We start from the raw sequence: 13,505 nt of genomic DNA, 5'->3' as shown, positions 1-13,505 counted from the left end.
ATGGCACTGAATGGTATTCAGATCTTTAAATTAACACCAAAGAAAAACTGTAAGGAATGTGGATGCCCTACATGTATGGCTTTCTCTATGAAAGTTGCACAGGGCGCTATGAAAATTGAGCAATGTCCTCATATGTCAGAGGATGCATTAGCATCTCTTTCTGAGGCAACTGCACCGCCAATGAAAACTATCAAAATCGGAACAGGCGATGGAGAGTTTACACTTGGTGGCGAGACTGTTCTTTTCAGACATGAGAAGACATTTGTAAGCAAAACAAGATATGCCGTATCACTTTGCACATGCATGAGTGATGAAGAAGTAGAAGCAAAACTTGCAGAGATCCCGCACGTTGACTATGATCGTATCGGTGAGAGAATGCATGTAGAGCTTGTTTATGTAAACTGCGATGAGAATGCAGATGCTGCAAAATTTACAGCACTTGTAGAGAAGGCTAAAGGTCTTGGAAGAACACTGATCCTTGGCTGTACAGATCCTGAGATCGCAAAAGCTGCCCTTGAAGTATGTAAGGACGGCAAACCGGTTCTTAACGGAGCAAACGCTTCCAACTACGAGGCAATGAGCAAGGTTGCTACAGATGCAGGCGTAGTTCTCGGTGTATCCGGTAAGGACATCAATGAGTTATATGATACTACAGCAGCTATTGAGAAACTTGGCAACAAGAATCTCGTACTTGATACAACAGGAGCTGACATCAAAGAGACCTTTGCAAATACTGTACAGGTTCGTCGTGCAGCTCTTAAGAATCAGGATAGAACATTTGGTTATCCTTCTATCGTTAACCTTGTTAAACTTGCGAAGGGTGACAAACATTTACAGGCAGCACTTGCTTCCCTGTTTACTATGAAATATGGTTCCATCATCGTTATGGAGCAGATGACATATGCAGAGGCACTTCCGCTGTTCGGACTTCGTCAGAATGTATTTACAGATCCTCAGAAGCCGATGAAGGTAGAGCCGGGTATTTATCCTCTGAACGGAGCAGACGAGAATTCTCTCGTTGTAACAACAGTAGACTTTGCTCTTACATATTTCGTAGTATCTGGCGAGCTGGAGCGTTCCGGTGTTCCGCTTAACCTGGTGATCAATGATGCAGGCGGACTTTCCGTACTTACATCCTGGGCAGCAGGTAAATTCTCCGGAAACAGCATCTCCGAGTACATCAAAGAGAATGTTGAGCCGAAGGTTAAATGCAGAAGACTGGTTATTCCTGGTAAAGTAGCAGTTCTTAAGGGCGATCTTGAGGCTAAGCTTCCTGGATGGGAGATCATCGTAGGACCAAGAGAAGCAGTACAGCTTGTGAAATTCTTAAAAGACCTTGACGCATAAGCTTGAGGTTTAAGAAATCAGCTGTCCGGCAATATCGCCGACAGTTATAAGCGGCTGTGCAGGTTTGCTGCACAGCCATATCCTACTAATATGTAAAGGAGAACACGAGTATGGCAAAATTTGTAACAATTGGGGAGAGACTTTCAACAACAGCACCGGCAGTAAATAAAGCATTTACTGAGAGAGATCCTGAGCCGATCATCAAAAGAGCAAAACAGCAGCTTGATGCAGGCGCTACATATCTTGACGTAAACATCGGACCTGCTGAGAACGATGGCGAGGACCTTATGAAATGGGCAGTACAGCTCCTTCAGTCTGAGTTTGACAATGTTCCGCTTGCTCTGGATACTACAAACCAGAAAGCTATTGAGGCTGGTATTTCCGTATACAACAGAAGCAAAGGTAAACCGATCGTAAACTCTGCAGATGCTGGAGACAGAATTTCCAATATCGACCTTGCAGCAGCTAACGATGCGATCTGTATCGCACTTTGCTCTTCCGGTATGGTTGCATCAGACAATGACGAGCGTATGATGCATTGCCAGAACATGCTTGAGAGAGGTCTTGGCCTTGGTATGGAAGCAGAGGATCTCTGGTTTGATCCGCTTTTCCTTGTTGTAAAAGGAATGCAGGACAAACAGATGGAAGTTCTTGAGGCAATCAAGATGTTCTCCGAGATGGGTCTGAACTCCACTGGCGGTCTTTCCAACAACAGTAACGGTATGCCAAAACATATCCGTCCGATCATGGACTCTGCTCTTGTAGCTATGGCTATGATGAATGGTCTTACATCTGCAATCGTTAACCCTAACGACCTTCGTCTTATGGAGACAATCAAATCCTGTGACGTATTCAAGGGTAACACACTTTACGCAGATTCTTACCTTGAGATCTAATTTGGCGTGTGAACAAAACAGGAGCGCTGTTTCAGAGGCTGGGGGCTTCGGCCTTCAGCCTCTTTTTTACTAATATAGTTTAGTCTAACTCCCAACGCCACAGGTGGAAGACGAATAACTTTTACGAGGCGAGAAAGGTGGTTGCCGAATGTTTAAGGTGACTTTTGCTTTTGAAAATGGCAGTACGGTAGAAGCATTTGCCAATGCGGGGGATAATTTACTGGAGGTTGCTCGTGGCGCCAATGTGGCTATCGATGCACCATGTTCCGGAAACGGAGCCTGTGGAAAATGTCGGGTACAGTTAAAAAGCGGAGAACTGGACTCAAAGAAAACTCTTCATATTTCGGATGAAGAATATGGCGCAGGCTGGCGTCTGGCCTGTATGAGCAAGATCAGTGCAGATGTGGAGGTTCTTGTTCCGGATATTGCATCCGCATATAAGAGCCGAATGAAAGTGGCTGATTTAAGCTCAAAAGAAGAAATTGCTATTTTTGAAAATGCCAAGCATGAAGTTGAGATGGCTGGCATAGAACTTACAAACAGTCTTGATGTTATAGAAGTACACATGGAGGAACCATCTCTGGATGATACCATGCCGGATAATGAGAGACTGACACGGGCACTGCGGAAATATATGAATCTTAAACATATCAGAATTCCCTATTCCGTGCTGAAAAAACTTCCGGATGTACTTCGAAACAGTAAATTTTCAGTGAAATGTGTGGTTCGTACAACACCGAACGACATGTTTGTATACGATATTTTTGACAGTAAAGAAGATGTTGTGATCGGTGGTCTTGCCGTAGATATCGGTACCACAACAGTTTCTGCAGTTCTGATCAATATGGAAAGCGGAGAGATCCTGGCCAAAAGCTCTTCCGGAAACGGACAGATCCGTTTTGGTGCGGATGTTATCAACCGTATTATTGAATCTCAGAAACCTGGAGGAAAAAAGAAGCTTCAGGATGCAGTGATCAAAGAGACCATCAATCCGATGATCCACGAGATGTGCAGAAGCATTCACTTCCCGGAGGAACAGATCTACCGGATGTGTGTTGCTTCCAATACAACCATGAATCATCTGTTTGCAGGGATCAATGCGGATCCGCTTCGCATGGAGCCGTATATTCCTACATTTTTCAAAACAAATTCCTTATTTGCATCCGATGTGGGAATTGAGATCAATCCGGATGCACATATTATCATGGCTCCGAATATCGGAAGCTATGTAGGTGGAGATATCACTGCCGGTACACTGGTAAGTATGATCTGGAACAGACCGGAATTTTCTCTGTTTATCGACCTTGGTACTAACGGAGAGCTTGTGTTCGGTAATTCCGATTTTATGATGAGCTGTGCATGTTCCGCAGGTCCTGCCTTTGAGGGTGGAGATATCAGCTGCGGTATGCGTGCTACAGACGGTGCTATTGAGGCATGTACCATTGATAAAGAAACTATGGAACCGACATATAAGGTTGTAGGCGAACCTGGAACCAAACCGGTAGGACTTTGCGGTTCCGGTATCATTGATGTGATCAGTGAACTTTTTATGACAGGAATCATCAATCCGAAGGGCAAATTTGTTCGTGAAGGCAAAAGAATCCGTCACGATCATTATGGCATGGGAAGCTATGTGATCGCGTTTGAAGAGGAAGCCGGTTCTGCCAAGGATGTTGAGATCACAGAAGTAGATATTGATAATTTTATCCGTGCCAAAGGCGCTATTTTCTCTGCAATCCGTACTATGCTGAATTCTCTTGATTTCGATGTTTCCATGATCGATGACGTATATGTTGCCGGTGGAATCGGAAGCGGGATCAATATGTCTAATGCAGTGCATATCGGAATGTTCCCGGATATTCCTCTTGAGAAATTCCACTATATTGGTAACTCTTCTCTTACAGGTGCTTATCTGATGCTTCATTCCACACCGGCAGAGAAAAAGACATACGAACTTGCATCCAATATGACTTATCTGGAGCTTTCTACAGTTCCGACTTATATGGATGAGTTTGTAGGTGCATGCTTTATTCCACATACGGACACAAATCTGTTTCCGTCTGTTATGGAAGAACAGCAGAAGAGATAAAGCAGACTAAAACAGCAGAGGTAAAACATGGCTTTTAGTATAAATGACTTGAATTATGAAAAAGACAGCAAGGAAAGAATGCCCTGGGAGCATTATATAGAGGAGTTCAGTAAGGCAGACCCGGCAGAAATTGCCGGACGTCTTTCACTTCCTTATGACGAAGAGAAGAAAGTACTGACTCTGAAATTCCTGGAAAGCGTTTATTATATTTCCTGGCCGGATTTTCAGGTAACTCATGAAGAAGACGATGCGGGATTTTATCCTCTTGAGGAAATGCATTATGCAAAGATCCTTGCTATCCGTTTTCTGCTGAACGGGAATGTATCTCAGGGAAGCGGAAGGTTTAAAACATACAGGGAAATGCCCTGGGGAGAGGTTTATCTCCGTCAGTTTGATGGCAGGTGCATCAAACGCCTGGCTTTCACATACGGAAACAGACTTAAGGATTTCAAGGAAATCATGGAACACATCCATGCGGTTCTCGTGGATCATGGAGATATTGCATACCAGGTGGAGATCTTTCCAGGATATGTAGTTCAGATGATCCTCTGGGAGGGGGATGATGAATTTCCGCCGTCCTCACAGATCTTGTTTTCTGATAATTTTCCGGTTTCCTTTGCGGCTGAGGATATGGCCGTTATGGGAGACGTTATCATTGGGTCTTTAAAGGCATTTCTGAAATGTCTTTAAAAATGAAAAATAGTTAAGAACAGGATGGGACCTGTTTTTATAGAGATGCAGTTTTAAGGGATTAAAAACTGTAAAAATACCTAAAGGGAGGTAACATTATGGGATTTAAAAGTGACATCGAAATTGCACAGGAGTGCGAAATGCTTCCAATCACACAGATTGCAGAGAAGGCAGGTATTGACGACAAATATCTGGAGCAGTACGGTAAGTACAAAGCAAAAATTGATTACAATCTGTTAAAAGAGAGTGACAAGAAAGATGGTAAGCTGATCCTCGTAACAGCTATCAACCCGACACCTGCAGGAGAGGGAAAAACAACAACAACCGTTGGTCTTGCAGATGCAATGCAGAAAATGGGCAAAAAAGTAATGGTAGCTCTTCGTGAGCCATCCCTCGGACCGGTATTCGGTGTAAAAGGTGGTGCAGCAGGCGGCGGTTATGCACAGGTAGTTCCGATGGAGGATATCAACCTTCACTTTACCGGTGACTTCCATGCGATCGGTGCGGCAAACAACCTTCTTGCAGCAATGATCGACAACCATATCTTCCAGGGTAATGACCTGAACATTGACCCGAGAAAGATCACATGGAGACGTTGCGTGGACATGAACGACCGTCAGCTTCGTAATGTAGTAGATGGTCTTGGCGGAAGAACAAACGGTATGCCTCGTGAAGACGGATACGACATCACAGTTGCATCTGAGATCATGGCAGTTCTTTGCCTCGCAAGTGACATCAAAGACCTGAAAGAGAGACTTTCCAGAATCATCATCGGATATACCTATGGTAAAGTTTCCGAGCAGAAACCGGTAACAGCTGGTGATCTTCATGCAGAGGGTGCTATGACAGCACTTCTGAAAGATGCCCTGAAACCAAACCTTGTACAGACACTGGAGCATGTTCCTGCAATCGTACACGGCGGACCATTCGCAAACATCGCTCATGGATGTAACTCCGTAACAGCTACAAAGATGGCTATGAAACTTGCAGATTATGCTATCACAGAGGCTGGATTCGGTGCTGACCTTGGTGCAGAGAAATTCCTTGACATCAAGTGTCGTATGGCAGGTCTTCATCCAAGCGCAGTTGTTATCGTAGCTACTGTTCGTGCACTGAAATACAACGGTGGTGTTCCGAAGGCAGATCTGAACAACGAGAACCTTGAGGCTCTTGAGAAAGGTCTTCCAAACCTTCTGAAACATGTAAGCAATATCAAGAATGTATACAAACTTCCATGTGTAGTTGCTATCAATGCATTCCCGACCGATACCAAGGCAGAGCTTGACCTGGTTGAGGCAAAATGTAAAGAGCTTGGCGTTAACGTTGCACTTTCCGAGGTATGGGCAAAAGGCGGCGAAGGCGGCATGAAGCTTGCTGAGGAAGTTATCCGTCTTGTTGAGGAGCCAAACGATTTCACATATGCTTACGAGCTTGAGGGATCCATCGAGGATAAACTGAATAACATCGTACAGAAAGTTTACGGTGGTAAGAAAGTTGTTCTTACAGCAAATGCTCAGAAACAGGCAAAACAGCTGGAAGCACTTGGATTTGGCAACTGCCCGATCTGCGTAGCTAAGACACAGTACAGCCTGACAGATGATCAGACAAAACTTGGTGCGCCGAAAGATTTTGAGGTAACAGTACGTAACCTTAAGATCTCTGCTGGTGCAGGATTTATCGTAGCTCTTACAGGTGAGATCATGACTATGCCAGGTCTCCCGAAAGTACCGGCTGCAACTAAGATTGATGTAGATGAGACAGGAAAGATCACAGGTCTCTTCTAATCACAATAGAAGATATGAAACAACCGGAGGGGGCTTTTTATAAGGCCCCCAATGGGCTCTCAGGAGTGCTAAAATAAGAATATAAGGAGGAGAGTCCTATGGGATTTTCTACAAGTACTTGTACTGAATTTGTCGAGGTATTAAGCTCCAAGGCACCGGTTCCAGGCGGCGGCGGTGCATCTGCCCTTGTAGGTGCTGTTGGTACAGCTCTTGGAAATATGGTTGGAAGCCTTACTGTCGGTAAGAAAAAATATGCGGATGTAGAAGATGAAATGTGGGAGCTGAAAAAGAAATGTGATCAGCTTCAGAAAGATTTCCTTCATCTGATCGAGAGAGATGCGGAAGTTTTTGAGCCTCTTTCCAAGGCTTACGGAATGCCAAGAGAGACAGAAGAAGAGAAGGCTGAGAAGGCTCGGGTAATGGAAGCAGCCCTCAAGGAAGCATGCTCTGTTCCTATGGAGATCATGGAGAAATGCTGCGAGGCTATTGAACTTATCGTTGAGTTCGGAGCAAAAGGTTCCAAGCTTGCAATCAGTGATGCCGGTGTAGGTGCTGCATTCTGCAAAGCAGCTCTTAAGGGAGCAAGCCTGAATGTGTACATTAACACAAAATCCATGGCTGACCGTGCGTATGCAGAGGAATTAAATAAAAAAGCAGACGCTATGCTTGAGAAATATACAAAGATTGCAGACGAGACATTTGACAGTGTTCTCGGAAGACTGAAATAGGAGGAACCAGACAAATGGCAAAGCAGTTATTAGGTAAAGAAGTTACAGCAGCTCTCAATGAGAAGATCAAAGCTAACGTTGCAGAGCTTCAGGCAAAAGGTGTAGATCCTACCCTTTGCATCATCCGCGTTGGTGAGAACCCAAGCGATATTTCCTACGAGAGAGGTGCTACAAAGCGCTGTGAGACTCTTGGTGTTGCATGTGAGAAGATCCTTCTTCCGGAGGATGTTTCCCAGGATGAGCTTCTTGCAACCATTGATAAAGTAAACAAAGATGACAAGATCCACGGAGTTCTTCTGTTCCGTCCGCTTCCGAAACATCTGGATCAGGCAGTGATCGAGAATGCACTTGCAGCAGAGAAGGATGTTGACTGTATGACAGATCTTTCAATGTCTGGTGTATTCACAGGCAAGAAGATCGGATTCCCGCCATGTACACCGCAGGCATGCATGGAGATCCTTGATCACTATGGAATCGACTGCACAGGCAAAAAAGCGGTTGTTATCGGAAGAAGCCTTGTAGTTGGTAAACCGGCTGCCATGATGCTTGTTAAGAAAAATGCGACAGTAACGATCTGCCATACAAGAACCGTTGATATGCCGTCTGTTGCAAAAGAGGCGGATATCGTCATCGTTGCAGCTGGTCGTGCTGGTGTTGTCGGCGCTGATTATGTCAGAGAGGGACAGACCATTATCGATGTTGGTATCAATGTCAATGCAGAGGGTAAGCTTTGTGGTGATGTTGATTATGCGGCAGTTGAGCCAATCGTTGATGCGATCACACCGGTTCCTGGCGGAGTAGGAAGTGTTACAACTTCTGTTCTTGTAGGACACGTAGTTGAAGCAGCAATGAGAAAAGCGCAGTAATAAAGGATTGATTATTGATATATGTACAGATTCCGAAATAGTTTTTGTTTACGGATGATGATGCTTGCAGGCGTTCTGGTATTCGGAACGCCTGTGGGTGTTTTTGCAGAAGAAGCGGATCATTCCATGGAGGGACAGATCTCCAAGCCCCAGCCATCCGGAGAGAGTGATGCAGATAGTTTTGTGGATGATTCCACAGATAATACTTACGGATATTATACGATCATGGGGTGTACCACAGTGACTGGGGAGGATATGGTGGCGCAGTATGAGGCGCAGAATGTGGAATATCCTTCCGGTATCCTGACAGAGGGTGGTGCACCGGACATTGATACGTTTTGCACAATTGTGACAGAGGAAGCGGATGCGGAGGGTGTCCGCGGGGAGGTTGTTTTTGAGCAGGCGATGCTTGAGACCGGTTGGCTTCAGTTTGGCGGAGATGCCAGTGCCGGGCAGTTTAATTTTTCCGGACTTGGGACTACCGGCGGCGGTGTTGCCGGAAATTCCTTTCCGGATGTCAGGACCGGGATCCGGGCTCAGGTACAGCATCTGAAAGCTTATGCGTCTTCGGATGAACTGAACCAGGTCTGTGTGGATAACCGCTTTCAGTATGTGACCCGGGAGAGTGCACCTTATGTGGAATGGCTTGGGATTCAGGAGAATCCTTACGGCGGTGGATGGGCCGCCGGGAGAAGCTATGGATATAAGCTTAGAAGCCTTCTGGCAAATCTGAAAGGTGAGGAATATACCTGGCCGGAGAGCACAGAGACTGTGGAGAAATGATGAAATGGAGATGTGCGTCTGAATAAAAACAGGCGCACATCTTTTTGTGTCAAAGATTAATTAATTCAATTCCAGATTTTCAAGTTCCTGAGATGGAATCTTAGGGTCTGAGCCATCTACATATTTCTTGAGTGCTTTGGAGGTTTTTGCGAAGCCGGCATTGGTTCCGGCACCGCCGATGCAGCCTCCCGGACAGGCCATTCCTTCGATCATGCAGTTTTTGATCTTACCGGCTTTGGCCAGAGTGAGGACTTTTTTGCACTCAGCGAGGCTTTCAGCGTGTTCGATGTGGACGGGGACATCAGGATAATATTCCTTCAGACAGGCTTCGATAGCACCTGCTACGCCGCCTGCGATGGCATATCCTCTTCCGGCAGCTGTTGCAGTCTGGGTTTCTTCCGGAATGTCCTCGCATGCAGATGGAATGATATCTCTGGCATCGAACAATCCCCAAAGTTCTTCGAAAGTGATAACGAAATCCACATCACTTCTTACGGAATGACGCATGGCTTCCAGTTTTTTGGAGGCGCATGGTCCGATGAATACTACTTTCGTATTGGGATGTTCTTTTTTTACAATGCGGGCAGTTGCCACCATCGGGGTCAGTTCCTGTGAGATGTTGTCGATCATAGCCGGGAAGTATTTCTTCGCCATTACAGACCATGACGGGCAGCAGGATGTAAGCAGGAACGGGAGATTGCCGGTGGCTACTTCTGTTGCATAATGATGGGCCTCGGAAATACAGCCGATATCTGCGCCGAGTGCTACTTCATAAATATTGGAAAATCCAAGCTGAGTTAAAGCAGAGCGGAATTTACCGGGAGTTACATCTTCACCGAACTGATTGATGTAAGCTGGTGCAACTTCTGCAATAATCTCAGTTCCCTCACGGAGGGCATGTGCCAGCTGGAAAATCTGGGATTTATCAGAGATGGCACCGAATGGGCAGCTGACCATACACATGCCGCAGGACACACATTTATCCTGGTTGATGGAAGCGCGTCCCTGTTCATCGCTTTCGATGGCTTTTACACCGCAGGCGCGTTCGCAGGGACGTTCTTTATGGGCGATGGCGTCGTAAGGACAGACAGCTTTGCATCTTCCGCAATGGATACATTTGTCCTGGTCGATGAAAGATTTTCCGTTTACCATGGAAATGGCGCCTTTGGGGCAGGTGAGTAAACAGGGATGTGCAACACAGCCGCGGCACATGTTGCTGACTTCGTATTTGTTGGATTCACATGCGGAACATGCGGAAGGAATCACCTGCATAAGAGGTGGTTCATAATATTTTTCATCAATATTGCTGGCTTTTACGCCATCAGTAAGATGTACAGAACGGTTCTCCGGGCGGAGGGAAAGTCCCATGGCCAGACGGACACGTTCACTTGCAACAGCTCTTTCACGATAGATGCTCTCGCGGTATTTCGCACGTTCCTCTACAATATTGTAAGGGATGGATTCAATATCGTGAATCAGGGATTCGTCCGTGGATTCAAATCCGATCTTCGCAATTTCTGTAAAAATCTTTCGCCGGATCTGTTTAACTGGTGTGTCGAGATTTCGCATAAATGTTCTCCTTTTCAAAAAATGATTAAAATGTTTTCCACGCACTTTTTATTCATCTTATAGTAATTGAGAAATAAAATCAACAATAGGAAATGTTTTTTTAGCAGAAACAAAAAAAGAATATTTGTTTCTTTATTGTCATGAATGTTAAAAAATGCACATTTATTATAAAAAATAGATGCAAAACCAGTAAGACGTTGTAAACTTTCTAATATATTCTGAAAAAAACGAAAAAATATCTTGTGAAAAATGACGATATAAGTTATAATTAAAAGCACGAAAATAGTGCAATATAATGATAGGCACGTAAATGAGGCACTGACAGAGTGTTAAAGCATTAACCTGTAGTGGAACAGGTTGATCAAGTGGAAAATCTATGAGAAACAAGGAGGGAACCGAATGTTAGACCAGACGTATTACAGGAAAACGGACGAGATCATCGAGCACTACGGCCGGAAAGCTGCATCACTGATTCCGATCATGCAGGATATTCAGGCTGAGTACCGTTATCTTCCGGGAGAGCTTCTTACTTATGTTGCGGAACAGATTGGTGTAAAAGAAGCGAAGGCGTACAGTGTAGCTACTTTCTATGAGAACTTTTCCTTTGAGCCGAAGGGCAAGTACATCATCAAGGTATGTGACGGTACTGCCTGTCATGTACGTAAGTCCATGCCTGTAAAGGAAGCAATGCTGAAGGAGCTTGGACTGAGTCATAAGAAGCATACTACAGATGATATGATGTTTACCGTTGAGACAGTCTCCTGTCTTGGTGCCTGCGGACTTGCACCGACACTGACTGTAAATGATGAAGTTCACCCGAAGATGACTCCTGAGAAGGCTGTTGAGCTTTTAAATGAATTGAGAGGTGAGAGCGTATGAGTATAACCAGTATGGAAGATCTGAAAAACAAACAGGCTGAGGTTAAGAAGAATCTTGATGGCTATACCTGCCGTGTTCTCGTCTGTTCCGGTACCGGATGTATTGCTTCCGGTGCTCAGAAGATTTATGAAGAAATGTCAAGACTTTGCGAGGGAATCGAGGGCGTTGCAGTTGAGATGCAGAAGGATGTTCCTCATGTAGGAATCGTTAAGACCGGATGCCAGGGCTTATGTGAGCTTGGTCCTCTTATGAGAATTGAGCCATATGATTATCAGTATGTACATGTTCAGGTAGATGACTGTCGCGAGATCGTAGAGAAGACCGTGATCTGCGGACTGCCTGTTGAGCGTCTGTTTTATCGTCATGATGATGAGGCCTGTCCGCATCCGAGTGACATTCCGTTCCTGAACCAGCAGACAAGGATCGTTCTTGAGAACTGTGGCAAGATCGATGCAGAGTCCATTGATGAATATATTTCCGTAGGCGGCTTTTCCGCAATGGCGAAGGCGTTCTTTGAAATGACCCCACAGGATGTTATTGATGAGATCACGAAATCCGGCCTCCGCGGCCGTGGCGGTGCAGGTTTCCCTGCAGGCAAGAAATGGTCACAGGTTGCACGCCAGCCGGAAAAAGTCCGTTATGTAGTATGTAACGGTGATGAGGGTGACCCGGGAGCCTTTATGGATGGCTCCGTAATGGAAGGTGATCCTTACAAGATGATCGAGGGTATGGTGATCGCTGCCTATGCAGTAGGTGCAGAGGATGGTTATATCTATGTACGTGCCGAGTATCCTCTTTCTGTACAGAGACTCCGGATGGCCATTGAGCAGGCAGAGTCCTATGGCCTTCTTGGCGATAATATCCTTGGTTCCGGTATCAATTTCCACTTACATATCAATCGCGGTGCCGGAGCGTTCGTATGTGGTGAAGGTTCTGCCCTGACTGCCTCTATCGAAGGCAACAGAGGTATGCCTCGAGTAAAACCTCCGAGAACTGTCGAGCAGGGTCTGTGGGGTAAACCTACCGTTCTCAATAACGTAGAGACCTACGCCAACGTACCGAAGATCATCCTTCAGGGTGCTGACTGGTTCCACACCATCGGTACAGAAGGAAGCCCCGGAACAAAGACCTTCTCACTTACCGGTTCCATTGAGAACACCGGTCTTATCGAGGTGCCGATGGGAACAAGTCTCCGTCATATTATCTATGATATCGGCGGCGGTCTTAAGAGTGGTGCTGCATTTAAGGGAGTACAGATCGGCGGACCATCCGGTGGATGTCTGATCGATGACCAGATCGATCATCCGCTTGATTTTGATTCCGTTAAGAAGCTGGACGCTATCATGGGATCCGGCGGACTGGTTGTTATGGATGAGAATACCTGTATGGTAGAGGTTGCACGTTTCTTCATGAGCTTTACACAGCGTGAGAGCTGTGGTAAATGTGTTCCTTGCCGTGAGGGTACCAAACGTATGCTTGAGATCCTGGAGAGGATCGTTGAAGGTAAGGGTGAGCTTTCCGATCTGGATGAGCTGGAAGAGCTTGCGAACATGGTTCAGAGCATGGCACTGTGCGGCCTCGGTAAGAGTGCACCGCTTCCGGTCATCAGTACTCTGAAGCGTTTCCGTGACGAATATGTAGAGCATATCGTAGATAAGAAATGTCGTGCGAAGGTCTGCACGGCGCTCCGTCAATTCCATATCAATCCTGAGTTCTGTATCGGCTGTGGCAAGTGTGCGAAGAACTGTCCGGCTGGTGCGATTTCAGGAAAGATCAAGCATCCACATGTAATCAACAACGACGTATGTATCAAATGCGGATCCTGTAAGGATAACTGTAACTTTGATGCGATTTATGTGGAAGCATAGAAGGGA

Annotated in this window: 11 protein-coding genes; 10 read left to right on the top strand and 1 reads right to left on the bottom strand. The window is 45.7% G+C overall.

The genetic code is table 11. The features are described 5' to 3' along the window. The 8 genes from acsC to DWX61_RS08950 all read left to right on the top strand — a co-directional run bounded on the left by acsC (position 1) and on the right by DWX61_RS08950 (position 9,183). Positions 1–1,347 carry an acetyl-CoA decarbonylase/synthase complex subunit gamma gene (gene acsC, locus DWX61_RS08985; RefSeq protein ID WP_118514469.1) on the top strand — a complete coding sequence of 449 codons (1,347 nt, stop codon included), beginning with the start codon at positions 1–3 and terminating at the stop codon, positions 1,345–1,347. A gap of 110 nt (positions 1,348–1,457) precedes the next feature. Continuing rightward, the gene (gene acsE, locus DWX61_RS08980; RefSeq protein ID WP_015525295.1) at positions 1,458–2,243 is read left to right on the top strand and encodes a carbon monoxide dehydrogenase/acetyl-CoA synthase methytransferase subunit; all 786 of its coding nucleotides are present in this window, start codon (positions 1,458–1,460) and stop codon (positions 2,241–2,243) included. A 148-nt stretch (positions 2,244–2,391) separates the two neighbouring features. Continuing rightward, positions 2,392–4,332, top strand: coding sequence for a corrinoid activation/regeneration protein AcsV (gene acsV / locus DWX61_RS08975; RefSeq protein WP_118624900.1), 1,941 nt, complete (start codon positions 2,392–2,394; stop codon positions 4,330–4,332). Between the two features lie 27 nt (positions 4,333–4,359). Beyond that, on the top strand, positions 4,360–5,022 hold the full coding sequence (locus tag DWX61_RS08970) for a DUF3786 domain-containing protein (RefSeq protein WP_118624898.1): 663 nt from the start codon (positions 4,360–4,362) through the stop codon (positions 5,020–5,022). Between the two features lie 98 nt (positions 5,023–5,120). Further along, complete coding sequence (locus DWX61_RS08965; RefSeq protein ID WP_118624896.1) at positions 5,121–6,806, top strand: formate--tetrahydrofolate ligase; 1,686 nt, start codon at positions 5,121–5,123, stop codon at positions 6,804–6,806. Between the two features lie 98 nt (positions 6,807–6,904). Further along, positions 6,905–7,534, top strand: a complete 630-nt coding sequence (locus tag DWX61_RS08960; RefSeq protein WP_021977714.1) for a cyclodeaminase/cyclohydrolase family protein — start codon at positions 6,905–6,907, stop codon at positions 7,532–7,534. Positions 7,535–7,548: 14 nt separating this feature from the next. Continuing rightward, positions 7,549–8,400 carry a bifunctional 5,10-methylenetetrahydrofolate dehydrogenase/5,10-methenyltetrahydrofolate cyclohydrolase gene (locus DWX61_RS08955; RefSeq protein WP_015525289.1) on the top strand — a complete coding sequence of 284 codons (852 nt, stop codon included), beginning with the start codon at positions 7,549–7,551 and terminating at the stop codon, positions 8,398–8,400. 21 nt (positions 8,401–8,421) lie between these two features. Further along, positions 8,422–9,183 (top strand): glucosaminidase domain-containing protein, encoded by a 762-nt coding sequence (locus DWX61_RS08950; protein WP_306466233.1) that lies wholly within the window; start codon positions 8,422–8,424, stop codon positions 9,181–9,183. A 60-nt stretch (positions 9,184–9,243) separates the two neighbouring features. Here DWX61_RS08950 and DWX61_RS08945 read toward each other — a convergent pair whose 3' ends face one another. Next, positions 9,244–10,752: a 4Fe-4S dicluster domain-containing protein gene (locus tag DWX61_RS08945; protein WP_118624894.1), complete on the bottom strand. Its 1,509-nt coding sequence runs from the start codon at positions 10,750–10,752 to the stop codon at positions 9,244–9,246. A gap of 399 nt (positions 10,753–11,151) precedes the next feature. Here DWX61_RS08945 and DWX61_RS08940 point away from each other — a divergent pair, with 399 nt between their 5' ends. Both DWX61_RS08940 and DWX61_RS08935 read left to right on the top strand, forming a co-directional pair. Continuing rightward, entirely contained in the window at positions 11,152–11,631 is a 480-nt protein-coding gene (locus DWX61_RS08940) for a complex I 24 kDa subunit family protein (protein ID WP_015525285.1), read from the top strand. Further along, positions 11,628–13,499 carry an NADH-quinone oxidoreductase subunit NuoF gene (locus DWX61_RS08935; RefSeq protein ID WP_118514461.1) on the top strand — a complete coding sequence of 624 codons (1,872 nt, stop codon included), beginning with the start codon at positions 11,628–11,630 and terminating at the stop codon, positions 13,497–13,499. Before DWX61_RS08940 ends, DWX61_RS08935 begins: the two co-directional genes overlap by 4 nt. Positions 13,500–13,505: the final 6 nt, after the last annotated feature.

Origin of the sequence: Ruminococcus sp. AF20-12LB, from assembly GCF_003478985.1 — a bacterium.
Taxonomy (GTDB): domain Bacteria; phylum Bacillota; class Clostridia; order Lachnospirales; family Lachnospiraceae; genus Blautia_A.
Note: the sequence above shows the minus strand (reverse complement) of the source record. Positions and strands in the feature narration are given on the sequence as shown.

What these genes read in the sequence shown, in the direction of transcription:
- acsC (WP_118514469.1), top strand. Translation starts at nt 1, where the DNA reads ATGGCACTGAATGGTATTCAGATCTTTAAATTAACACCAAAGAAAAAC.
- acsE (WP_015525295.1), top strand. Translation starts at nt 1,458, where the DNA reads ATGGCAAAATTTGTAACAATTGGGGAGAGACTTTCAACAACAGCACCG.
- acsV (WP_118624900.1), top strand. Translation starts at nt 2,392, where the DNA reads ATGTTTAAGGTGACTTTTGCTTTTGAAAATGGCAGTACGGTAGAAGCA.
- DWX61_RS08970 (WP_118624898.1), top strand. Translation starts at nt 4,360, where the DNA reads ATGGCTTTTAGTATAAATGACTTGAATTATGAAAAAGACAGCAAGGAA.
- DWX61_RS08965 (WP_118624896.1), top strand. Translation starts at nt 5,121, where the DNA reads ATGGGATTTAAAAGTGACATCGAAATTGCACAGGAGTGCGAAATGCTT.
- DWX61_RS08960 (WP_021977714.1), top strand. Translation starts at nt 6,905, where the DNA reads ATGGGATTTTCTACAAGTACTTGTACTGAATTTGTCGAGGTATTAAGC.
- DWX61_RS08955 (WP_015525289.1), top strand. Translation starts at nt 7,549, where the DNA reads ATGGCAAAGCAGTTATTAGGTAAAGAAGTTACAGCAGCTCTCAATGAG.
- DWX61_RS08950 (WP_306466233.1), top strand. Translation starts at nt 8,422, where the DNA reads ATGTACAGATTCCGAAATAGTTTTTGTTTACGGATGATGATGCTTGCA.
- DWX61_RS08945 (WP_118624894.1), bottom strand. Translation starts at nt 10,752, where the DNA reads ATGCGAAATCTCGACACACCAGTTAAACAGATCCGGCGAAAGATTTTT.
- DWX61_RS08940 (WP_015525285.1), top strand. Translation starts at nt 11,152, where the DNA reads ATGTTAGACCAGACGTATTACAGGAAAACGGACGAGATCATCGAGCAC.
- DWX61_RS08935 (WP_118514461.1), top strand. Translation starts at nt 11,628, where the DNA reads ATGAGTATAACCAGTATGGAAGATCTGAAAAACAAACAGGCTGAGGTT.